Source organism: Pseudomonas sp. FBCC-B1565, assembly GCF_059133265.1.
Window position 1 is genome coordinate 3860259 of the sequence record NZ_CP101438.1, and the last position, 21784, is coordinate 3882042.

General features: G+C 58.9%; 19 protein-coding genes and 1 pseudogene. 13 read left to right on the forward strand and 7 right to left on the reverse strand.

Features of this window, described 5'->3' with window-relative positions:
* Window position 1: 1 nt before the first annotated feature.
* On the reverse strand, window positions 2-850 hold the full coding sequence (locus NL123_RS18050; RefSeq protein WP_071493089.1) for a transporter substrate-binding protein: 849 nt from the start codon (window positions 848-850) through the stop codon (window positions 2-4).
* Window positions 851-1182: 332 nt separating this feature from the next.
* On the opposite strand from NL123_RS18050, the gene NL123_RS18055 reads away from it, so the two are divergent.
* The 5 genes and pseudogenes from NL123_RS18055 to NL123_RS18075 all read left to right on the forward strand — a co-directional run bounded on the left by NL123_RS18055 (window position 1183) and on the right by NL123_RS18075 (window position 3868).
* The gene (locus tag NL123_RS18055) at window positions 1183-1431 is read left to right on the forward strand and encodes a hypothetical protein (RefSeq protein ID WP_248488045.1); all 249 of its coding nucleotides are present in this window, start codon (window positions 1183-1185) and stop codon (window positions 1429-1431) included.
* A gap of 67 nt (window positions 1432-1498) precedes the next feature.
* Complete coding sequence (locus NL123_RS18060) at window positions 1499-1813, forward strand: thioredoxin family protein (protein WP_248488044.1); 315 nt, start codon at window positions 1499-1501, stop codon at window positions 1811-1813.
* Window positions 1814-1911: 98 nt separating this feature from the next.
* A pseudogene (locus NL123_RS18065) lies at window positions 1912-2067 on the forward strand (GGDEF domain-containing protein); the annotation flags it as partial.
* Between the two features lie 90 nt (window positions 2068-2157).
* Window positions 2158-2901, forward strand: a complete 744-nt coding sequence (locus NL123_RS18070; RefSeq protein WP_248488043.1) for a hypothetical protein — start codon at window positions 2158-2160, stop codon at window positions 2899-2901.
* A 10-nt stretch (window positions 2902-2911) separates the two neighbouring features.
* On the forward strand, window positions 2912-3868 hold the full coding sequence (locus tag NL123_RS18075) for a hypothetical protein (RefSeq protein ID WP_494355967.1): 957 nt from the start codon (window positions 2912-2914) through the stop codon (window positions 3866-3868).
* 21 nt (window positions 3869-3889) lie between these two features.
* Here NL123_RS18075 and NL123_RS18080 read toward each other — a convergent pair whose 3' ends face one another.
* Window positions 3890-5452, reverse strand: a complete 1563-nt coding sequence (locus tag NL123_RS18080; RefSeq protein WP_494355968.1) for a TerC family protein — start codon at window positions 5450-5452, stop codon at window positions 3890-3892.
* Window positions 5453-5930: 478 nt separating this feature from the next.
* Between NL123_RS18080 and NL123_RS18085 the strand changes: the two genes are divergently transcribed.
* Together NL123_RS18085 and NL123_RS18090 are read left to right on the forward strand one after the other, a co-directional pair.
* Complete coding sequence (locus NL123_RS18085) at window positions 5931-6938, forward strand: substrate-binding domain-containing protein (RefSeq protein ID WP_494355969.1); 1008 nt, start codon at window positions 5931-5933, stop codon at window positions 6936-6938.
* A 64-nt stretch (window positions 6939-7002) separates the two neighbouring features.
* Window positions 7003-8118 carry an MDR/zinc-dependent alcohol dehydrogenase-like family protein gene (locus NL123_RS18090; RefSeq protein WP_494355970.1) on the forward strand — a complete coding sequence of 372 codons (1116 nt, stop codon included), beginning with the start codon at window positions 7003-7005 and terminating at the stop codon, window positions 8116-8118.
* Here NL123_RS18090 and NL123_RS18095 read toward each other — a convergent pair.
* Window positions 8096-8971, reverse strand: a complete 876-nt coding sequence (locus tag NL123_RS18095; protein WP_494355971.1) for a LysR family transcriptional regulator — start codon at window positions 8969-8971, stop codon at window positions 8096-8098. The two genes, NL123_RS18090 and NL123_RS18095, sit on opposite strands and share 23 nt — an antisense overlap.
* Before the next feature lie 151 nt (window positions 8972-9122).
* On the opposite strand from NL123_RS18095, the gene NL123_RS18100 reads away from it, so the two are divergent.
* The gene (locus NL123_RS18100; protein ID WP_494355972.1) at window positions 9123-10658 is read left to right on the forward strand and encodes an MFS transporter; all 1536 of its coding nucleotides are present in this window, start codon (window positions 9123-9125) and stop codon (window positions 10656-10658) included.
* A gap of 6 nt (window positions 10659-10664) precedes the next feature.
* Here the strand turns inward: NL123_RS18100 and sohB are convergent, their stop codons facing one another.
* Window positions 10665-11690, reverse strand: a complete 1026-nt coding sequence (sohB, locus tag NL123_RS18105) for a protease SohB (RefSeq protein ID WP_010210988.1) — start codon at window positions 11688-11690, stop codon at window positions 10665-10667.
* A 195-nt stretch (window positions 11691-11885) separates the two neighbouring features.
* Here sohB and NL123_RS18110 point away from each other — a divergent pair, with 195 nt between their 5' ends.
* Both NL123_RS18110 and NL123_RS18115 read left to right on the forward strand, forming a co-directional pair.
* Window positions 11886-12596 (forward strand): histidine phosphatase family protein, encoded by a 711-nt coding sequence (locus tag NL123_RS18110; RefSeq protein ID WP_494355973.1) that lies wholly within the window; start codon window positions 11886-11888, stop codon window positions 12594-12596.
* Between the two features lie 56 nt (window positions 12597-12652).
* Window positions 12653-12967 carry an SCP2 sterol-binding domain-containing protein gene (locus NL123_RS18115; protein ID WP_005788868.1) on the forward strand — a complete coding sequence of 105 codons (315 nt, stop codon included), beginning with the start codon at window positions 12653-12655 and terminating at the stop codon, window positions 12965-12967.
* Between the two features lie 129 nt (window positions 12968-13096).
* Here NL123_RS18115 and NL123_RS18120 read toward each other — a convergent pair whose 3' ends face one another.
* Window positions 13097-15733, reverse strand: a complete 2637-nt coding sequence (locus NL123_RS18120; protein ID WP_494355974.1) for an MGH1-like glycoside hydrolase domain-containing protein — start codon at window positions 15731-15733, stop codon at window positions 13097-13099.
* Between the two features lie 69 nt (window positions 15734-15802).
* Window positions 15803-17212 (reverse strand): OprD family outer membrane porin, encoded by a 1410-nt coding sequence (locus tag NL123_RS18125; protein WP_494355975.1) that lies wholly within the window; start codon window positions 17210-17212, stop codon window positions 15803-15805.
* 289 nt (window positions 17213-17501) lie between these two features.
* Between NL123_RS18125 and hglS the strand changes: the two genes are divergently transcribed.
* From hglS to NL123_RS18140, 3 genes are all read left to right on the forward strand, one after another.
* Entirely contained in the window at window positions 17502-18878 is a 1377-nt protein-coding gene (hglS, locus tag NL123_RS18130; RefSeq protein WP_494355976.1) for a 2-oxoadipate dioxygenase/decarboxylase HglS, read from the forward strand.
* A gap of 316 nt (window positions 18879-19194) precedes the next feature.
* On the forward strand, window positions 19195-19917 hold the full coding sequence (locus NL123_RS18135) for an EamA family transporter (protein ID WP_494355977.1): 723 nt from the start codon (window positions 19195-19197) through the stop codon (window positions 19915-19917).
* A gap of 239 nt (window positions 19918-20156) precedes the next feature.
* Entirely contained in the window at window positions 20157-21428 is a 1272-nt protein-coding gene (locus NL123_RS18140) for an MFS transporter (protein ID WP_494355978.1), read from the forward strand.
* Window positions 21429-21508: 80 nt separating this feature from the next.
* Here NL123_RS18140 and NL123_RS18145 read toward each other — a convergent pair whose 3' ends face one another.
* Entirely contained in the window at window positions 21509-21733 is a 225-nt protein-coding gene (locus tag NL123_RS18145) for a DUF465 domain-containing protein (protein WP_494355979.1), read from the reverse strand.
* Window positions 21734-21784 lie beyond the last annotated feature (51 nt).

Consider the following 21784-nt stretch of genomic DNA (forward strand, 5'->3'; position numbering starts at 1 on the left):
TTTACTTGAACTCAACCGGGAAGCCGATCGCAGGTTCCGGCAGGTCCACGCCGAACCATTGCTTGAACGAGGCCTTGTAGGTCGGGAACTCCACGCCGGTCATGGCTTCATGCAGCGCGGTGTTGACGAAGTTCAGCCAGTCCTGATCGCCACGCTTGACGGCGCACGCATAGGTTTGCGGGCTCCAGGCGTAAGCCGGGCTGCGGTAGCGGCCTGGGTTCTGCACCATCAGGTATTTGACCGAAGACTGGTCGGTGGCGGCGGCATCGGCGCGACCAGAATTCACGGCCTGGTACATCAGGTCGACGCTGTCGTACTGGTCGACCTTGGCCTTGGGCAGCGCCTGGTGCACCAGTTCTTCGGCGTAGACGTTTTGCAGCACGGCCACGGTGACGCTGTCGCCGGCGGCCTGCAGGTCTTCGATTTCCTTGTACTTGCTGTTGTTCGGCAGCAGCAGGCCCACGCCTTCGCGGTAGTACGGCAGGGTGAAGGCCACCTGCTGCGCGCGGCTGGCGGTGACGGTGATGAACTGGCAACTCATGTCGACCTTGTCGGTGAGCAGGTTGGGGATGCGCGCGTCAGAGGACTGCACCACGAACTCGACCTTGCTCGGGTCGTTGAACAAACCCTTGGCCACGATGCGGCCGATGTCGATATCAAACCCCTGCAACTTGCCATCCGCTCCCTGGAAGTGCCACGGCGCATTGGTACTGCCTGTACCCACGATCAGGTGCCCACGCTTGAGCACATCATCGAGCTTGCTGTCCGCCGCCTGCACTACGCTTGCGAGGGAAGCCGATGCGGCGAAGAGAAAAACACACGCTTTGAACACGGAAGGTCGGTGATGCATGACAAGCACTCCAGGGGTTGTGTATTCCGCTATACCGGAACTTAGTATGTAACAACGGAATAGACAGCAGAAAGTGTGCCACACGCGGTAACGGAAAAACACGACATGAATAAATCTGTTTTAGATCAAATAGATAAAAGATGATTCGTGACAAGGTGCTAACCAACACTTGAAATCACTTTGCTACGCAAGGCCCCACACAGCGGTGACAGGCCCCACTGGCGTGCGACATAGCGGCGTTACCGCGCACCGTTGCAGTGCGCCGGTTGCGTGGAAAAATCCCCACGCTGGGCTAGCCTTGGCACATTCATTCCAACAAGGACTCCACCCTGATGACGTTTCGCCTCACCCTGGTTTTGCTGTCCTTTCTGGTGGCCGGCAACGCTCTGGCCAGTAACGACCGCCGCGAATGCAAGGCAGAGCTGCGTAAGCTCAACGAAGCCTTGAGCACCAATTACACCAGCCAGAACCACCATGGCTACCGCCAGGCAAAGGCCTCAAGGGATAACCTGGAATACAAGAAATGCGCGAGCCAGGCGCGTAAAGCCCGTGAACGCTTGGAGCGTGACAGGGACCTGTGAAGGTTGACAGTAGACGACTGACGCCTCCGGACTTAGCGTGAGCTAGGTTTCTGACTGGAGAACGTCAATGAGCTATTTCAATGCGGTTATCGAGAACAAAGAAGCTTTTGAACAAGCTCTGGATACACCGCTCACCGTGTTTGCCCTGTTCGCCTCCGAAGGCTGTCACGCATGCAATGTGACCCTGCCGTGGTTCGTAGAAATCACCAAAGCGCACCAGGGAAAAATCAAGGTATTGATCCTCGACTGCGCGAATACGCCCAGACACCCCAAGGTCGTGCGTATTCCAACGCTACTTATCTACCAACAAGGTCAGTTGATGTCGACCCTTGAAGGGGTTACCGAGTCGGCTCTGCTCCAGGCACTCGCAGAGTTTGCTTGATCAACCTGGCGGTTGCGCGACACGACCAGCGTCTACGCGGCTCAAAGCAGTCTCAGCCATCAGGGTCAGCCATGTTCAAGACCATTGAAGCCTAAGTCCTGAAGAAACACCCCTCATCCGCCTTGCAACTTGAGTTCGCCCAGCATGATTTCGAGCGACTCAAGCCCTTATGCCTGCTGATCTATATCGCGAGCATCTGCATCTGGCTCGTGTTCGACCTGATCGTGAGCTTTCCGGGCGGCCAGGGCTTTACCGGGGGGCCACTTACTGGATAATAGCTCAATGCCTTCATTGAGTTAATGTTCGGCACCCCCTCTACCGCCTCGATGGATTTTCTTCTGCGTATGGACACTCCTCTGCTTCCACAAAAACGCCTCAATGCTGCAATCACCAAAGTAATGGCCGGTATCAGCGCAACGCTGGGCGCCATGTGGGCGCTGATCACCTATGTGTTTCCCGACCCCAGCGTGTTCGGCTTTGGCTTTCTCAACTGGAAAAACTTGATACTGGTAATCAGCGTATTCCTGTTCCTCGCGGCAGTGTCTATTGGATGGCAGGCGCGTCGCCTGCCGGACGCGATAAAAGGCACGCTTTCGGTGATCCTGGCCGTACTGCTCGCCGGCGGTTTTTTCATTCTGGGTAGCGAGTACGCCAAACCCACTTTCGAATTTGCCCAATCACAAAAGTTGATGACTGAAAATGACGGCGCCAACCTGTTTGGCAAGCGTATCGAGCTAGTCGACGGTGTACGCTTCGAACTGCTGGAGTGTGAGCAGATTGGCCAGGCACCGAGCTGCCTGCTGGAACTCACCAACACCCATGTCGACCGCGAAATGCGCGACCTAAAGCAAAGTACTCTGTTTGAAAAAACCGGCGGTTCTCTGGATGTCGAGCAACTGCTTGTTGGCCAGTCAAAGTCTGACCAGTGGAACGCCTTTGCGTTAGTGCGCAATGTGCCGACCCGCGTAACGATGGTGTTCCAACCCGTGCGCGGGAAGCTGGAGAGCATCCCGGCACTCAAGATCAGGTTTCGCAGCCTCAAGGGCGAGGATAACGTGGTCAAGTTCAGTGGCGTAGCGGTTAACTGAGGGGATGGATATGAGCACCGCAACTGCAACAGAGAACGCCGACCAGCCCTGGGAAGATACGTTGATTCTGGCGTTTCGCGATATTCAGTGGATCCTTCACTGCGAAAAACAGCAGGCACTGATTTCAGTCGCGCTTGCCCAGTTCCTCTTGGACAATCAATCACTGCTGTGTAATCCCTCGGACCCAACACAGCAAAATACCTGCAATGAGACCAAGGGAAAGCTCTACCGGGCAGTGGAAAAAATGGCGGTAACGCCGCCACTCCTCGCGAAATTGGACGGCAAGGCTGAAAGTGCAGCGGGCGACGTGCTAACCGCCCATGAAGACCGGTTCTTCCTGATTGAATTCAAATCGGACATCAGCACCAGAAGCTCCGAATACACCAAATTCCTGGGGATTCTGATGTGGCTGATCGATCCCGACGCCAACCACGTACTGATCAAGCGGTCAAAAAAGGGGCATTTTTTTGTCACACAGCAGCCCGACGCATCCGCACCCTCTAACCCAAACCTGCGCAAGCTCACTATGGAGGCCTACACTTACTACGACGCTATCACCCAGCCCGACTTAAAACCGACTGCGGCGATCCCCGTGTATACGCTCCTGGCGGAAAAACGCCACGGCCTGTCGCTGGCTCACATGGCGGACTACCTTCAACTGCTCTGCAAGGCCCATGTCGGTGACTCAGCAGGTGGCGCGCACCCGATGAAAGTGGCGGTGGCAAGTGCATCCGGGATGTTCTGGCCGATAACCGACCTCTCGGAGCTGAGTGCATTGGCCGGCTTGTTCAACACGACCGCAGGGCCATCGCGCCCAACACACCCGGCATTTGGCACTGCAAACGCCAAACACTTGAAAGGCATCGTCGATGCCTTCCGAAAAAAGACGCCGGCGCAGCAAAAAGCCGCGCTCAGACGTGACGGCAGAACACCCGGCGGCGCCACTCCAGGCCTCAAAGGAAGCTGAGTGGCAACACTTGCACCCCCATCAGGAACCCACGCACCGAAGCAGGCTGACCTGCGTCACCCGGCGGTCTTCCACAGCCGCCACGGTCAAGCACCAACCCTCATGCTCCAGGCTGTCACCCACCACCGGCAGGCGATCGAGCAGGCTCATGACCAGGCCGGCCAGGGTCTGATAGTCATCGGTGGCGACCGCGTTGAAACCGGTACGCTGGCGCACCAGGCTGAGGTTCAAAGCGCCATTGGCGCGGAACCCATCACCCTCCTCGACGATGTCAGGCCCTTCGATTTCGCTGGCATCCGGCAACTCACCGGCGATGGACTCGAGAATGTCGGTCATGCTCAACACGCCCATAAAGTCACCGAATTCGTTGATCACGAACGCAATGTGGGTGGATTCCTGACGCATCTGCTCCAGCGCATTGAGGATCGAGAAACTCTCGAGCAAATTGATCGCCCGACGTGCCAGGTGCTCCAGGTTCGGCTCGTTGCCGGCCAGGTATTCCTTGAGCAATTCCTTCTTGTGCACAAAGCCCAGCGGCTCGTCGACGGCGCCGTTGCGGATCAACGGCAGTCGCGAGTAGGACGAATGCATCAGTTTCAGGCGGATACTCTCGGGATCATCCGCCAGATCGATGCAGTCGACCTTGGCCCGTGGCGTCATCAGCGTGCGGATCGGTCGCTCGGCCAGTTGCAGCACACCACTGATCATCACGCGCTCACGTCGATCAAACAGCGGGCCTTGAGTGGCATCCGGCTCGCCGAGCAGGTCAGCCACCTCTTCACCCACCTCTTCCACCGCCAGGCTGCGACCGCCGAGCAGGCGCATCACCGCATGGGCGGTACGCTCGCGCACCGGCAACACGCCTTGCGCCGACTTCTTGCGGCGTGAACGGGCGATCTGGTTGAACACTTCGATCAGGATCGAGAAGCCGATGGCGGCGTACAGGTACCCCTTGGGAATATGGAAACCCAGGCCTTCGGCGGTCAGCGCGAAACCGATCATCATCAGGAAGCCCAGGCACAGCATGATCACCGTCGGGTGCGCGTTGACGAAGCGCGTCAGCGGCTTGCTCGCCACGATCATCAGGCCGATGGACACGATCACCGCGATCATCATCACCGCCAGTTCGTCCACCATGCCCACGGCGGTAATCACCGCATCCAGGGAGAACACCGCGTCGAGCACCACGATCTGCGCCACGATGGGCCAGAACATCGCATAGGCCACATTGCCCGTGCGCTGGGCCACATGCCCTTCGAGGCGCTCGTGCAATTCCATGGTGGCCTTGAACAACAGGAACACACCACCAAACAGCATGATCAGGTCGCGACCGGAGAAGCTCTTGTCGAACACCTCGAACAACGGCTGGGTGAGGGTCACCAACCAGGAAATACTCGCCAACAGGCCCAGGCGCATCAGCAACGCCAGGGACAGGCCGATCAAGCGCGCACGGTCACGCTGCTCCGGCGGCAGCTTGTCCGCCAGGATCGCGATAAACACCAGGTTGTCGATGCCCAGCACCAGTTCCAGCACAATCAAGGTCAACAGGCCGAGCCAGGCCGTTGGATCCGCTAGCCATTCCATTTATAGAGCCTCTTCAATCGGTTTTCAGAATGCCAGACACGGCAAGGCGCGGTCAGTGGACCGGTACGGGGCTGGCAATCGGAATACGGGGTGCTTCAACGGGAACAGCGGCAGCGGATGTCTTGGGGAAAGACGACTGGGAGGCTCCGAGAGGGTGTTCATGCAAATCCTGCAATGACAAAAGGACTTGAATCGTACAGTTGAAAGGGAAAATTCCCACAATCCAAAACTATTACAAGATCTGTAAAACCTTCCATACCAATTCGATCATTTGATCACTAAATGAAATTATTATCACTACAAACACATCAAAACCCATGCCACAAACCGGCACAAACAGCCTAAAAACCTATAAATCATCCTATTTCTCAGTTTTTCGTAAAAGCATTTGACTGATCAGAATTTCATTTGATAAACACATGATCAGCACAAGGCAATGAATGAACGACTGACTACAACAATAAATGGGGTGCTCATCATGAAACTTGCTACGACCTTCGCCGCCGTTGCGGCCCTCTCCCTCCTCGCCAGCAGCATCGCCCTGGCCGCCGACGGCAAGACCTACAAGGTCGGCGCCGCGGTCTACGGCCTCAAGGGCCAATTCATGCAGAACTGGGTACGCGAACTCAAGGAGCACCCCGCCGTTAAAGACGGCACCGTGCAATTGACCGTATTCGACGGCAACTACGACGCGCTGACCCAGAACAACCAGATCGAAAACATGGTGACCCAACACTACGACGCCATCCTCTTCGTACCCATCGACACCAAGGCCGGCGTCGGCACCGTGAAGCAAGCCATAAGTAACGACGTGGTGGTCATCGCCTCCAATACGAAAGTTGCCGATGCCGCCGTCCCCTACGTGGGTAACGACGATGTGGAAGGCGGCCGCCTGCAGGCCCAGGCCATGGTCGACAAACTCAATGGCAAGGGCAATGTGGTGATCATCCAGGGGCCGATCGGCCAGTCGGCGCAGATCGACCGGGAAAAAGGCGAGCTGGAAGTGCTGGGCAAGCACCCGGACATCAAGATCATCGAGAAAAAGACCGCCAACTGGGACCGCGCCCAGGCCATGGCACTGACCGAGGACTGGCTGAACGCCCACCCCAAAGGCATCAACGGCGTCATCGCGCAGAACGACGACATGGCCCTCGGCGCCGTACAAGCCCTGAAATCCCACGGCCTGACCTCCAAGGATGTGCCGGTCACCTCCATCGACGGCATGCCGGATGCCATCCAGGCCGCCAAGAAAGACGAAGTCACCACCTTCCTGCAGGACGCCCAGGCCCAGTCCCAGGGTGCGCTGGACGTTGCCCTGCGCGCTTTGGCCGGCAGCGACTACAAGCCCCGCTCGGTAATCTGGGAACGCTACGCCAAGGATGTGAAGTGGGCTGACGGCACCGCGAAGAACTACATCCTGCCCTGGGTGCCGGTGACCAACGCCAACGCCGATGCGCTGTACAAGCAAGTCAGCGGCGCCAAGTAAGCCGTCGCCGGTTGATCGCTCCCCGTATGGGAGCGATCCGTTCATCTTTGTTGTGAGGCCTGCCATGTCCACTGTCACCGAACGCCCGCAAGAACAACTGCATCCCGCCATCCCCAAAACCATGCAGGCCGTGGTCTGCCATGGCCCGGAAGACTATCGGCTGGAAACCGTCGACGTGCCCACCCCCGGCCCCGAGGAAATCCTCACCAAGGTCGAGTTGTGCGGGATCTGCATGGGCGACATCAAGACCTATCGCGGCGCGCCGTCGTTCTGGGGCGACGCCGAGCAACCGCGCTATGTGAAACCGCCGATGATCCCCGGCCATGAATTCGTGTGCCGCGTGGTCGCCCTGGGGCCTGGCGCGGAAAAGCGCGGTATGAAGATCGGCGACCGGGTCATTTCCGAGCAGATCGTGCCGTGCTGGGGCTGCCGCTTCTGCAACCACGGCCAGTACTGGATGTGCCAGAAACACGACCTGTACGGCTTCCAGAATAACGTGCAGGGCGCCATGGCCCAGTACATGATCTTCACCAAGGAAGGCATCATCCATAAGGTCCCGGATTCCATCGCCCCGGATGAAGCGATCCTGATCGAGCCCCTGGCCTGCTCGCTGCACGCCGCCGAACGCGCCAATGTGGACTTTGATGACGTGGTAGTGGTCGCCGGTGCCGGCACGCTGGGCCTGGGCATCATTGGTGCGGTGCGCATGCGCAACCCAAAGAAACTCATCGTGCTGGACATGAAGCCGGAACGCGCCGCCCTCGCCCTGCGCATGGGCGCCGACGAGGTGTGGAACCCGGCCGAAGTCGACGTGCTGGCGAAGATCCGCGACATCACCGATGGCTACGGCTGCGACATCTACATCGAAGCCACCGGCCATCACAAGGCGGTGAACCAGGGCCTGGCGATGCTGCGCAAGCTGGGGCGGTTCGTCGAGTTCAGCGTGTTCAATGACGAGGCCACGGTGGACTGGTCAATCATCGGCGACCGCAAGGAACTGGATGTGCTCGGCTCGCACCTGGGGCCCTATATGTACCCACGCGCCATCGACTTTATCGGCAACCGCAAGATCGACATGCGCGACGTGGTCACCCACAAGTTCGCCCTGGCGGACTTCAAGGAAGCGTTTGCAGTGATGGAGCGCGGCGACAAGTCCCTCAAGGTTGTGCTTGAGCCCTGACCTGGTGGATGTATCGCACCACTGCCGGCGCTTTCTCGAAGCGCCGGTAAATCAACGACAACCAGGACGACGCCTCATTGCCCTGGATCGCGCGGTACACCACCCCCGGCAAGCTCACATGCCCCACCACCGACGTCGGCACCACCGCCACGCCCTGCCCCAATGACACCAACGCAACAACCGCCACCAACCCACCCGGCTGCGGCCCCAGGCGCGGCGCAAAACCACCTTGGGCCGCCACGTGCAGCGTGCCGCTGATCTGTTCCGGCAGGATGAAGGTCTCGTTTTGCAGATGCTCGCAGTGGATGACCTTCAAACCCAGCAGCCATGAATCCTGCGGTAACGCCAGCACAAAACCGTCACTGTCCAGGCACACGGCTTCCACACCGTCCGGCAAGGTCATCGGCGAACGGATGTAGCCGATGTCGTAGCGCCCGTCCGCAACGGCGCCTGGCAGTGTGGCCATTGCGCATTCGCGCACGTTCACGCTGACATCGGGAAACGCCTGGCAGAACGCCTGCATCTGCCGCTGCAACACGCCGGAATACACAGCGGAAGCCACGTAGCCCAACTCCAGATGGCCGATCTCACCGCGCCCGGCACGCTGGGCATTGCGCTGGGCAAACTCGAACTGACGCACCGTCGCCTCCGCTTCGATCAGCAGCGTGGCGCCGGCCTCGGTCAGGCTGACTTCGCGCTGCTGGCGGACAAACAGGCGCGTGCCCAGGCTGGTTTCCATGTCCTGGATCTGTCGGCTCAAAGTGGGGGGTGCGATCCCCAACTGCTCGGCAGCGCGGGTGAAGTTGCGCTGACGGGCGACGGCCAGGAAATAGCGAAAATGACGGATTTCCATTTCTGCATTAGCTCAAAGGTAATGAAATGAGTCGGCCTGGCTAATAAAGGCGCTGCGCAGCGCGGATATGCTGAGGCAAACCAGAACAGTAGAGAGCCCTTGCGATGTCCGTCAACTGCACTTCACCTATTGCCTTTGAGGTAATTCAACCATGAGCCGGGTCAGCCCACGCCTGATCCTGCTGACCGCGTCCGGCGTCTGCTCGCTGATCGTGCTCGACACCAATATCGTCGCCGTGACCCTGCCGAGCATCGCCCGCGACCTCGGGGCGAACTTCGCCGATATCGAATGGGTGGTCAGTGCCTACATGTTGGCATTTGCCGCGTTATTGCTACCGGCCGGGAGCATTGCCGACCGGTTCGGGCGCAAGAAAACCCTGATCTGGGGGCTGAGTATTTTCATCCTGGCGTCATTGGGTTGCGGGGCCGCGCCCACTGCACTGTTCCTCGATATCGCCCGCGCCGTCAAAGGCGTGGGCGCGGCGCTGTTGCTCACATCCGCCCTCGCCTCCATCGGCCATACCTTCCACGACGAAGTGGAACGTGCCAAGGCCTGGGCCTTCTGGGGCGCGTGCATGGGCGTGGCGATGACCGCCGCGCCAACCCTGGGCGGCCTGATCACCCAGTACCTGGGCTGGCGCTGGATCTTCTACCTCAACCTGCCGGTAGGGCTGGTGATGATGAGCCTGGTCCTGCGCGCGATTCCGGAATCCCGCGACACCCAATCCGCAAGGCTCGATCCCTGGGGTAGCCTGGCGTTCAGCGCCAGCCTGCTGTGCCTGATCTGGGGGCTTATCGAAGCCAATCGCATCGGCTGGGACAACCCGTTGACCTACGCCCGCTTGATCGGCGGCTTGGTCTTGCTGGGCGTATTTGTCCTCGTCGAACGGGTGCAACGGCGGCCCATGGTCGACCTGCAACTGTTCCGCCACCCACGCTTTATCGGAGCGTTGCTGGGGATGTTTGCCTATGCCGGCTGTGCCCAGGTGATGATGACGTTGTTGCCGTTTTACCTGCAGAACGGCCTGGGGTTTTCCGCGATTGCCTCGGGCCTGGGCATGCTGCCGTTTGCGCTGACCATGCTGATTTGCCCGCGCATCGGCGCACGCCTGGCCGCACGCTTTGCACCCGCGACGATAATGGCCGCCGGGTTGACGCTGGTGGGCAGCGGCAACCTCTTGAGTGCCTGGGCAGTGAACGCCGGCGGCTACCTGCCCTTCGCCCTGGCGATTGCCGTTACGGGCGCGGGTGCTGGCTTGCTCAATGGCGATACGCAGAAAAACATCATGGCCTGCGTGCCACGGGACCGCGCGGGGATGGCGTCGGGCATGAGCACGACCATGCGCTTCAGCGCGATCATGCTGGCGATTGGGGTGTATGGGGCGTTGTTGAGCAGTCATAGCGAGCAGCTGTTGAGCGCCACCATCGGCGCGCAATGGCAGGCGCAGGTGAACGGGATTGCTTCACGCGTGGTGGCCGGGGATATGCCGGCGGCGATGGGCTTGTTGCCGGAATCGGCACGGGCGGTGATACAGCCGCTGGCACGGCAGGCGTTTGTGGGTGGGTTCAGCGGGGTGTTATGGGTGTCGGGATTGTTGGGGTTGCTTGGAGCGTTGGTGGTGGGGATGTTGATGAGGAACCCCATTCCAGCGGTGCAACAGGCCTCAATAAAACCTGCGCACCGCTGATCAGCCTTACCAGAACCGCTGCTGGGTCAACCGGCTCCACCAGGTCAGCAGCACCCGGTCCACCGAGCCGCTGGCCGCCAGGCCCACGCGCTCCTGCAGGCTCTTGCGCTCGGCATAGTGCAAGTGGAACACCTCGGCGGTCTTGGCCTTGGTGGCCAGGTATTCGTCGCTGGTTTGCAGCTCATCGACCAGTTGCTTGTCGAGGGCTGCAACACCCAGCCACACTTCTCCGGTGGCGACGTCATCGATTGCCAACTGCGGGCGATAACGCGACACGAAGTTCTTGAACAACTGGTGAGTGATGTCCAGGTCTTCCTGGAACTTCTCGCGGCCCTTCTCGGTGTTTTCGCCAAACACGGTGAGCGTGCGCTTGTACTCGCCGGCGGTCAGCACTTCGAAGTCGATGTCGTGCTTTTTCAGCAGGCGGTTGACGTTAGGCAACTGCGCCACCACCCCAATGGAGCCGAGGATGGCAAACGGCGCGCTGATGATCTTCTCGCCGATGCACGCCATCATGTAGCCGCCGCTCGCCGCGACCTTGTCGATGCACACGGTCAACGGCACGCCCGCCTGGCGGATACGCGCCAGTTGCGACGAGGCCAGGCCGTAGCTGTGGACCATGCCGCCGCCGCTTTCCAGGCGCAGCACCACTTCGTCTTTCGGGGTAGCCAGGCTCAGCAATGCGGTGATTTCATGGCGCAGGCTTTCGGTGGCAGAAGCCTTGATGTCACCGTCGAAGTCCAGCACGAACACCCGCGGCTTGGCCTCGGCTTTCTGCTTGCCCTTCTTCTTTTCGGCCTTGCCTTCGGACTTGCGCAAGGCCTTGAGCTGGTCCTTGTCGAGCAGGGTCGACTCCAGGCGCTCACGCAGGCCTTTGTAGAAATCATTGAGCTTGCTGACCTGCAACTGGCCGGCGGATTTGCGACGCCCTTTACTGCGCAGCGCCGCGAAGCTGATCAACACCACCAGAATAGCGACCACCAGGGTGACGGTCTTCGCCAGAAAGCTCGCATATTCAGCCAAAAAATCCATGTTGCTCCTTACAAGTGCAGTGCGCCGGGCGCGGATTGCCCCAGCATACCGGCGGCACCGCGTTCGGGCCAGTGATCAAACCGCCAGCAAGTACAGGCTCCAACGAGCTTTTAAAACAAGCGTATGTTTTTTCATTGACAGCTCGCAGGCATCCTCATAACCTCGCCAGACTTTCAACGTACCGGGAAAACGGACGTGGGCAGCATCTATCTGATTCGACATGGCCAGGCCTCCTTCGGTGCAGACGACTATGACGTGCTGTCGCCCGTCGGCGTGGAGCAGGCGCAAGTGCTCGGTCGCCACCTGGCGGACATGGGCCTGGTGTTCGACCGCTGCGTGGCCGGCGACCTGCGCCGCCAGCAGCACACCGCCACTGCCGCCTTCGATCAGTACCACGCCCTCGGCCTGCCGGTACCAGCGCTGGAAACCGACAGTGCGTTCAACGAATTCGATGCCGACGCGATCATCCGCGCCCTGCTCCCCGACCTGCTCACCACCGAACCCGAAGCCCTGGAGATCCTGCGCAATGCCGCGCAGAACCGCAGCGAGTTCCAGCGCATCTTCGCCCTGATCATCGAGCGCTGGCTGTCCGGCACCTATGACCCTCCGGGGCTCGAAAGCTGGCTGGGCTTCGTGGAACGTGTGCAAGGCGGCCTGCAACGCATCCTTGAAGCGGCGGACAACACCCAGAAGATCGCGGTGTTCACCTCCGGCGGCACCATCACCGCCCTGCTCCACCTGATCACCCGGATGCCCGCCGCGCAGGCGTTCGAACTGAACTGGCAAATTGTTAACACCTCGCTCAACCAGCTGAAATTCCGCGGGCGCGAGGTGGCACTGGCTTCCTTCAACAGCCATACCCACTTGCAACTGTTGAAGGCGCCGCAGCTCATCACCTTCCGATGAACTGCGGCCAACCGTGACCCCAAGGTCACTGGACTCTACCCAAAAGGATCGAAACCATGACTGACGTAGCCAAAGCTGTAGAAGCAATGAAAGCCAAATTCAACCCAAGTGCTGCCGAAGGCTTGGACCTGGTATTCGGTTTCCGTATCGATGACACCAAGAACTTCTCCCTGGTCGTCAAAGACAAGACCTGTGAACTGCAGGAAGGCGAAAACCCGGACGCCCAGGTGACCCTGGTCATGGACAGCGAAACCCTGGAAGGTATTGTCGACGGCTCCACCGACGGCATGCAGGCCTTCATGGGCGGCAAGCTGCGCACCGAAGGCGACATGATGCTGGCCATGAAGCTGAGCGAGCTGTTCCCTTCCTGATTCACGGGCGACCCTGAATCCCTGTGGGAGCGGGCTTGCTCGCGAATGCGGTGTATCAGTGCCAGGTGCATTGACGGACACTCCGCTTTCGCGAGCAAGCCCGCTCCCACATTTTTTCTGCGGCGCTACTTAGATTTTTGGTTGCAGCAACAACGCCACCAACGCACTCCACCCGGTTTGATGCGAAGCCCCCAGCCCCCGCCCGGTCTCGCCATGAAAGTACTCATGGAACAGCACCAGCTCACGGTTCTGCGGGTCCGCCTCCAACTGCGCATACTCCACCATCGACGGCCGCGAGCCGTTTTCATCCCTCAGGAACAACCGCGTCAGGCGCTGGCTCAGGCTGTCGGCCACTTCCTCCAGGGACGCCAGATAACCGCTGCCCGCCGGGTACTCCACCGAGAAGTTGTCAGCGTAGTAGCGGTGAAATTCGCGCAGCGACTCGATCAACATGTAGTTCACCGGCATCCACAACGGCCCGCGCCAGTTGGAGTTGCCACCGTACAGCCGCGAGTCGGATTCACCCGGCTGGTAACGCGCACTGAGGGTGTTGCCATTCATCTTCAACGCCAGCGGTTGCTCGGCGAATGCCTTGGACAAGGAGCGCACACCAAACGTCGACAGGAACTCATGTTCATCGAGCATGCGCCGCAACAGGTCTTTGGTCCGCTCACCGCGCAGCAGCGCCAGCAACAGGCGATTGCCCTGCCCCGGTTCGTTCCAGCGTGAAACCAGCTTGGCCAGGTCCGGCCGATGTTTCATGAACCCCAGCAGACGCTCGCGCAAGCCCTCCAGGCCCTCATGTTCGTGCTGCTCCAGTACCAGCACGGCAAACAGCGGCATCAGCCCAACCATCGAACGCAGGCGCACCGGCTCGTTCTGGCCATCGGGGCGGTGCAGTACGTCGTAGAAGAACAGGTCCTGCTCATCCCACAGGCCTTCGGCGCTGTCGTCGACACGGTTGATGGCGCCGGCGATGTACAGGAAGTGCTCGAAGAACTTCACCGAGATGTCGACATACACCGCATTGCGCTTGGCCAGCTCCAGGCCGATGCGCATCAGGTCCAGCGCATAGGCCGCGACCCATGCCGTGCCGTCCGCCTGATCCAGCTGATACCCCGGCGGCAGTGCAGCGGAGCGGTCGAACAAGGCGATATTGTCCAGCCCCAGGAAACCACCCTGGAACAGGTTGCGCCCCTCGGCGTCCTTGCGGTTGACCCACCAGGAAAAATTCAGCAGCAGCTTGTGGAAAATCCGCTCGAGGAAATCCATATCGCCTACGCCGTTGAGCGCCTTGTCCTGCTGATACACCCGCCAACTGGCCCAGGCATGCACCGGCGGGTTGGCATCGTCAAACCGCCATTCGTAGGCCGGCAATTGGCCGTTGGGGTGCATGAAGCGGTCCTTCACCAGCAGCAACAGCTGTTGCTTGGCATACCCCGGATCGATCAGCGCCATGGCCACCGCCTGGAAGCCCTGGTCCCACGAGGCATACCACGGGTATTCCCACGTGTCGGGCATCGAGAGAATGTCGAAGTTGGACAGGTGGCGCCAATGGGTATTGCGGATATGCAGGCGCTCGGGGGGCGGCGCGGGTTGTGCGGGGTCGCCGTCGAGCCATTGGTTGACGTCGAAATAGTACAGCTGCTTGGACCACAGCAACCCGGCCAGTGCCTGACGCTGCACATTGCGCGCATCGTCGTCGGCCATGCCACGTTGCAGGGCGGCGTAGAAGTCATCCGCTTCCTGGCGGCGTTGTTCGAACAGCTTGCGCGCGTTGACCTGTGGCGCGTCGACAGGGGCAAAGCGCAGGTAGAGCGTTTTACTTTCCATCCCGGCCAGTTCGACGACGAAACGCGCCGCGACTTTGGTACCGCTGTCACGCCGAATTGCCGAGTGAACACCCTCGACCACGTAATCGTTGATCCCATCCTTGAACGGCCCCGGTGCAGGCTGCCCATCCAGCCTGGGGTAGTTGGTTTCGTTCTCGCAGAACAGCCACTCCAGCCCGTCCTGGCCCCAGGCGCCGAGATGACGGTCCGGCAGTTCCGGATGGCGTGCCAGCACCTGCTCCCCGTCCAACATCAACTGCGGCTTGGGCACGTCGAAGGTCCAGCTCCAGTCATTGCGCGCCCACAGTTGCGGCAACACCTGCAGCCGCGTCGGCTGGTCCGAACGGTTGTGCACGGTGACGCGCATGAAGAGATCGTCAGGCTGGTGCTTGGCGTACTCGACGCTGACATCGCAGTAGCGGTTGTCTTCGAACACGCCGGTGTCGAGGATCTCGTACTCGGCATCGGCCAGACCACGGCGGGCGTTTTCGCTGATCAGGTCGGCGTAGGGAAAGGCAGCATGGGGGTATTTGTAGAGCATGCGCATGTAGGCATGGCTCGGTACGCCGTCGACGAAAAAGTACAGTTCCTTGACGTCTTCACCGTGGTTGCCCTCGGCGTTGTCGAGGCCAAACAGGCGTTCCTTGAGGATCGCGTCACGCTCGTTCCACAGGGCCAGGCCCAGGCACCAGCGTTGCGCCTTGTCACTGAAACCGGCCAGGCCATCCTCGCCCCAGCGGTAGGCGCGGCTGCGTGCATGTTCATGGGGGAAATAGGCCCAGGCGTCGCCGTCGGCGCTGTAGTCTTCGCGCACCGTGCCCCATTGGCGTTCGCTCAGATAGGGACCCCACTCGCGCCAACGCTCGGCATCCTGCTGCGCCAGGCGCTGGCCTTCGGTTGTATCAAGCATTCGGGTGTCGGGTGTGGCCGTCATCGGGTCCTCCATCACCTACCAGGTGAGAGGCAGTGTAGAGCCCAATGACGCCCGGGTGCACATGAAGACTTAGAAGATGGCGTAGGTGTAGTTGAAGATCAGGCGGGTCTGGTCCTGGTCGGCGGTGCCGGTGTTCTTGCCGTGATAGGTGCCGGTACGGAACGTGGTACCGAAGCCTTTCAGGGGACCTGCCTGCACCACGTAGTCCAGGCGGAAGTCGGCTTCGTTCTCTTTCTGGTCCGGGCCACCGGCGACCTTCGACTTGATGTCCGAACCGTCCAGGTAGGCCACGGACGCCTTCAGGCCAGGCACATAGGCCTTGAAGTCATAGGTGTACTGGCCAAAGTTGACCTGCTCACCGGCACGGGAGAACTGGCCGACCACTGCGTCGGTGAACAGGTAGAAGTCGCTGCCGCCAGCGCCTTGGGCGTGCGGGTCGGCGAGGCTGCCCTGGTTGACCCAGACGAAACCGCCGTCGTCACCTACGCCAATGTGGCCGAGCATCAAGCTGCTGCCGCCCAGTTGGTAGGTGAAGGCCGCACTGTAGGTTTTGTTGTCGACTTCGCCGGCGTGTTTGGCGTAGCCACCGTTGTTGTTGAATTGGTAGCCGCTTTCGCCGTTCTTGCCGTCGCTGCGGCTGTCGAAGTAGCGCAGGTCGGTCTTGAACGACTGGTCATTGCCCAGCGGCAGGGTATGGACCAGGCCGACGTAGTTCTGTTTGTAGAAGTCTTGCAGTTGGGCATAGTAGTACTGCAACGTCAGGTTTTTCGCGATCACGTTGTCGGAAGACCCAAACGGCTTGTAGTCCACGCCGCCGAACTTGAAGCTGTCGCTGTCGCGAGTACCACCGGCCACGCTCAGGCGTGTGGAGTTGCTGGAGGCACGGCCTTCAACGCGGTTCAGCTCACCACCGGTGAAGGTGACGTTGGGAATGTCGTTGGAGGTCAGGATGCCGCCATCAAAGGTCTGCGGTGCTACGCGGCTGTCGTTGGACACCAGGATCGGCAGGACCGGTGCCAGTCCGCCACCGACGTGCAACTCGGTCTGGGAAATACGGAACTTCACATTGCCAGCGGCGCGCCCGAAGGAATCGGCCGGTTCAGTGCCGTTGTTCTTGGTCGGGAAGAAACTATTGCCGTTACCCGCCAGGCCCGCGCCCGCCGTGTGGCCGTCGCCACCGTCCAGGCGCAGCGCGCCGAAGGCCATGACGTCAAAACCCAGGCCAACGGTGCCCTGGGTAAAACCGGATTTGTAGTCAAACCGCAGCGCTGTGGCGGTTTCGCGCAAATCGTTGTTGGTCCCCGAGCGGTTGTCCGCGCTGTAGTACATGGTCCGCGAACTGACGGACGCATGGCTGTCTTCAAGGAAGCCGCTGTGACCGTTGCCAGTGCCCAGCGAGCCGAGCCCGAAATCATCGGCGTAAGCCTGTTGTGCAAGAACGGCGGCGGTGATCGACAACGCCAGTGTAGAAATTTTCATTAACGACGGCCCCTAAACATATTTTTATGTGTGCGATGTGCGTAACGGCGTTTTCATCCTTGCAAACGTGACGATTCTTTCACGCCGGCCGGGGCGGACTTCGTGAAGAATTAGTTAGGAAAATCGCCCGAAAATGAAATTTCACACGGGCCGCTTTTTGTCATATTCACGTCATCTCATTCATTTGCAGAATGAAGTCCTGAGGAATCTTCGTTTGCAAGGCGGCCTTGCGCTCAACAAAATCCAGCAAAAGGCCACCATCCTCGCCCCCGCCATCAGGAATTTTTCTATGCACAGCACCGCACAGGTCAGCCCCGACGAGATCCGCAAGGGCTTTTCCAAGGCCATGTCCGACATGTACCGAGATGAAGTTCCGTTGTATGGCGCGCTGATGGAGCTGGTGGCCGAGACCAATGCCCACGTACTCGACACCCAACCGCAGCTGGCGCAACAGCTGCAACGCACCGGCGAAATCCAGCGCCTGGACATGGAACGCCACGGCGCGATCCGCCTGGGCACCGCCACCGAGCTGGCCACCATCCGCCGCCTGTTCGCGGTGATGGGCATGCAGCCGGTGGGCTACTACGACCTGACCCCGGCCGGCGTGCCCGTGCACTCCACCGCGTTTCGCGCCGTGCATGAACAGGCGCTGCAGACCAGCCCGTTTCGGGTGTTCACCTCATTGCTGCGCCTGGAACTGATCGAAAACCCCGACCTGCGCGCTTTCGCCGAGTCGGCCCTGGCCAAGCGCTCGATCTTCACCCCCGGCGCCCTGGCGCTGATTGAACAAGCCGAAAAAGATGGCGGCCTCAACGCCCAGGATGCCGACGAATTCATCCGCCAGGCCCTGGAAACCTTCCGCTGGCACCACACCGCCACCGTCACCGCCGCCCAGTACCAGCAACTGAGCGACCAGCACCGCCTGATCGCCGACGTGGTCGCCTTCAAAGGGCCTCACATCAACCACCTGACCCCACGCACCCTGGACATCGACCAGGTCCAGGCCGCCATGCCCGGCAAAGGCATCACGCCCAAGGCCGTGATCGAAGGCCCACCGCGCCGCCACTGCCCGATCCTGCTGCGCCAGACCAGCTTCAAGGCCCTGGATGAACCCATCGCCTTCACCGACGCCCAAGGCAGCCACAGCGCACGCTTCGGCGAAATCGAACAACGCGGCGTGGCGTTGACGCCCAAAGGCCGCGCGCTCTACGACCAACTGCTGAACGCCGCCCGCGACGCACTGGGCGCCTTCCCCAACGAGGGCAACGCTGCACGCTATGTCGAATTGATGGAACAACACTTCCAGGCCTTCCCGGACAACCATGCCCAGATGCGCGAGCAGGGCCTGGCCTACTACCGCTACTTCCCCACCGAACAAGGCCTGGCGGCACGCGGCAGCGCCGATCAACCACGCACCCTGGAGGCACTGATCGCCGCCGGCCACATCGACGTGGAACCGTTGGTGTATGAAGATTTTCTGCCGGTGAGCGCGGCGGGGATTTTCCAGTCGAACCTGGGGGATGCGGCGCAGAGTCACTACGCGGCCAACTCGAACCAGGCCGAATTCGAACAGGCACTGGGCCGGCGGACGATTGATGAATTGAAACTGTATGGCGAGACGCAGCAGCGCTCCATCGATGAATGCACCCAGGCGCTGCTGGCATGAACTGAAGTACCCACCCGGCTCACCAGCGCAATCCTTGCGCTGCAACAGTCCCCAGAGCCGGGTGGGCGGTGGGCATCATAGGCAGTGAGTGGGATGATGTCTTTCAGTCAATTCTGAAAAAATGTGAACGGGGCGAACGTGCCTGTTCACTGCGCAATAAAACAACGATGCTGCAGCAGGTTCCCCTGCGTGCGGCAGCTATGACCAAGCCTTCATTTTCCTTGGAGTATCGTCGCTGTACTGGCGAGAGCTGAACGAACTTACGCCCCAGGTTCTGGTTGCCTACAGGGTCCTGCTATCCCTGCTCGCACTGGCTGTGATCATTGGGTTTGGCCAAGGCTTTCGTAAGCTCGTAAAGCTCAATATCCGCACGTTAGGCCTGCACTGCACTGCTTCTTTTTTGGTAGCCGTTAACTGGGGAACCTTCATATGGGCATCCCTGCACGGCCATGTGCTTGAAAGTGGCTTCGGCTATTTGCTTGCCCCGTTTTTATCGATAACGATGGGCGTCTTTTTCTACCGCGAGAAGCTCAGGCCTGCACAGACTGTTTCAATGCTGACTATCATGGCCGCAGCCTTGCTGCTGGCGCTAACCAGCAGCGAGCTCAACCACTGGATTTACGTGCTGATCGCCGTCACTTGGGGGAGTTACACCTGCATCAAAAAAGCCACGCCATTGAATGCGGTAGAGGGCTTGTTCGTCGAGACTCTGTTTTTAACACTCGCCATCGTGCTCGCTGTTGCGCTGCTTGGATGGAGCCTTGCCTGGCCAGATCCCATGTCAACTCAGGCTCAGTGGCTGCTTCCCCTGGCAGGCGTAATATCGGTCGTGCCCTTGATAATGTTTGCCTACGCCATCGGCAGAATCCCGCTTTCCCAGGCAGCCTTATTTCAATTCGTATTGCCCATCACGCAGTTTTTGATCGCTGTGTATGTGTACAAGCAACCGATCTCGATGAGCGGGTTGCTGCTGTACTCATTCACGGTAGCCGTGCTGATAGTGCTCATGATCTATGAAATAGCGACTCAAAAAACATAATAGTTGCAAGGTAACGCGCATGTGCTCTAAACCTCCAGACATAAGCCCCACGGCGCTTATCATGCGTGCAATGCAAAAATACACCAAAAAGAACAACCCACATTAAACCCAACAGAAAAATACTACACGCATTTAGGAAGTCCTACATTTGCTCAATGCTGGCAACATGGCTTTTACTGAGTGCCATTCAGGAACGATCAGCCTCCTTCCCGCCCCCCCAAAACAGACACTCAACAAGCATGCTTAAACCTATCAAAAACAAGAACGACAACTTATATTACGCTTTGTCTGTCTTCATGAATCTGGACGTCCAGAGAAGCTTATTTGTACTTTACCTACTGCAACTCGGCATCACCCAGGGAGAGGTAGGCATTCTACAGTCGTTCTTGTTTTTTTCTTCAGTCGCGCTGGAAATCCCCTCTGGTTTACTCGCAGATCGATATGGTCGCAAGTGCACGCTTATCATCAGCTTTTTAGGCTTGTGTATAAGTGGAATTGGATTTTTGCTATTTTCATCTTTTGTTCCCTTCGCAATCATATTCTGCCTATTCGGTGCCAGCATTGCCATGGGATCTGGTTCAGACAGAGCATTGCTGTATGACAACTTACTGGCAGAACATCGGGCTGATGAGTATCCTAAAATATTGTCACGCGCCCGTGCTATTGGTGCGATATCACTGAGCTTATCCATGCTTCTTGGCGGCGTCATACAAGACACTTTATCTTGGAATGGAGTCTATATTTTTTTTGCGGCATCAAAACTTATCGGCGCCATAATTGTAGTATTCAACCCCGAAATCAAGCATCCACCCATTTCACTGGGCACCAATAAAGCAAACGCATTAAATGTGAAAACCACAGAGGGTAGCTTTACTTCACTCATCAAATTTTTCAGCTCCAACAGAGGTGCTTTTCTGATACCTCTCTTTGTTGGATATGCTCTATTTGAACTCTCAACCATTCCTCTTTTCATCTACGGCCAGCCATTCTTCTCCCAGCAGGGTCTAGAAATACCTGTTATTGCCGGCATTTATGCCGCCGTTGAAATCATATCGGCTGCCATGTTTATGGTTGCAGGATATATTTGCTCCAGATTCACGCTTGGGGTGATAGCCGTCACCACCACCCTCATTGTCACCGCACTGCTCTTCACCCTATCCTTGAATACCGGAACACTCTCTTCAGTCGCAGTATTTATTTTAATCATGTCACTCCCCGCTATCTATGAAACTGCCTACGAGACCTACATCAATGAAAACATAGAGTCACGCATTCGAGCCTCCTGCCTCTCCGTCGCCAATCTAGTCAATTCGATCATCATCGGTATCTCCTACACTGTCTTCGGCGGGCTGCTGGATAGATATGGTTTCTCGTCTACGTTGATTGTTGTTGCAGGGGTCTGTTTTATGGGTCTCTTTTTTGCAAGTACTACCTTACTGCTAGGTGGGCAACAACGTCGTAAAAAAAGCAAAAAGCTTGAATCAACCCGGTTTACTGAAGATGCGCCGTGACTGGCCTAAAGCCGGGTAGATAAAATATGTCCATAACCTTGTAGGAGCACGCTTGCTCCTACAAGGAGTCTCGATCGTGATCAGCCCAACTTCACCACAATCTCATCTTTGATCAACAAGCGTTTCTTCTTCAGCTTCTCCACATCCTCGTCGCTGGCACTTGCCGACTCCGCCTTCAGCACCTCTTTGTCAGCGTCGTCGTACTGCGTGAGCAGCGAGTCCAGGCGTTTGTCGCTCGCCCTGCGTTCGTGAACGACTTCCTTGCTCAACCCCAAGTCCTCATACAGGTCGTGTTTCACTGGCATGGCGTACCTCCGCATGTTGATCAATGGCCTACGCCCTAGAAGCTAGACCAT

What these genes read in the sequence shown, in the direction of transcription:
- NL123_RS18115 (WP_005788868.1), top strand. Translation starts at nt 12,653, where the DNA reads ATGACTGACGTAGCCAAAGCTGTAGAAGCAATGAAAGCCAAATTCAAC.
- NL123_RS18070 (WP_248488043.1), top strand. Translation starts at nt 2,158, where the DNA reads ATGGACACTCCTCTGCTTCCACAAAAACGCCTCAATGCTGCAATCACC.
- NL123_RS18120 (WP_494355974.1), bottom strand. Translation starts at nt 15,733, where the DNA reads ATGACGGCCACACCCGACACCCGAATGCTTGATACAACCGAAGGCCAG.
- NL123_RS18050 (WP_071493089.1), bottom strand. Translation starts at nt 850, where the DNA reads ATGCATCACCGACCTTCCGTGTTCAAAGCGTGTGTTTTTCTCTTCGCC.
- NL123_RS18080 (WP_494355968.1), bottom strand. Translation starts at nt 5,452, where the DNA reads ATGGAATGGCTAGCGGATCCAACGGCCTGGCTCGGCCTGTTGACCTTG.
- NL123_RS18095 (WP_494355971.1), bottom strand. Translation starts at nt 8,971, where the DNA reads ATGGAAATCCGTCATTTTCGCTATTTCCTGGCCGTCGCCCGTCAGCGC.
- NL123_RS18125 (WP_494355975.1), bottom strand. Translation starts at nt 17,212, where the DNA reads ATGAAAATTTCTACACTGGCGTTGTCGATCACCGCCGCCGTTCTTGCA.
- NL123_RS18060 (WP_248488044.1), top strand. Translation starts at nt 1,499, where the DNA reads ATGAGCTATTTCAATGCGGTTATCGAGAACAAAGAAGCTTTTGAACAA.
- NL123_RS18145 (WP_494355979.1), bottom strand. Translation starts at nt 21,733, where the DNA reads ATGCCAGTGAAACACGACCTGTATGAGGACTTGGGGTTGAGCAAGGAA.
- NL123_RS18090 (WP_494355970.1), top strand. Translation starts at nt 7,003, where the DNA reads ATGTCCACTGTCACCGAACGCCCGCAAGAACAACTGCATCCCGCCATC.
- NL123_RS18140 (WP_494355978.1), top strand. Translation starts at nt 20,157, where the DNA reads ATGCTTAAACCTATCAAAAACAAGAACGACAACTTATATTACGCTTTG.
- NL123_RS18075 (WP_494355967.1), top strand. Translation starts at nt 2,912, where the DNA reads ATGAGCACCGCAACTGCAACAGAGAACGCCGACCAGCCCTGGGAAGAT.
- sohB (WP_010210988.1), bottom strand. Translation starts at nt 11,690, where the DNA reads ATGGATTTTTTGGCTGAATATGCGAGCTTTCTGGCGAAGACCGTCACC.
- hglS (WP_494355976.1), top strand. Translation starts at nt 17,502, where the DNA reads ATGCACAGCACCGCACAGGTCAGCCCCGACGAGATCCGCAAGGGCTTT.
- NL123_RS18055 (WP_248488045.1), top strand. Translation starts at nt 1,183, where the DNA reads ATGACGTTTCGCCTCACCCTGGTTTTGCTGTCCTTTCTGGTGGCCGGC.
- NL123_RS18100 (WP_494355972.1), top strand. Translation starts at nt 9,123, where the DNA reads ATGAGCCGGGTCAGCCCACGCCTGATCCTGCTGACCGCGTCCGGCGTC.
- NL123_RS18085 (WP_494355969.1), top strand. Translation starts at nt 5,931, where the DNA reads ATGAAACTTGCTACGACCTTCGCCGCCGTTGCGGCCCTCTCCCTCCTC.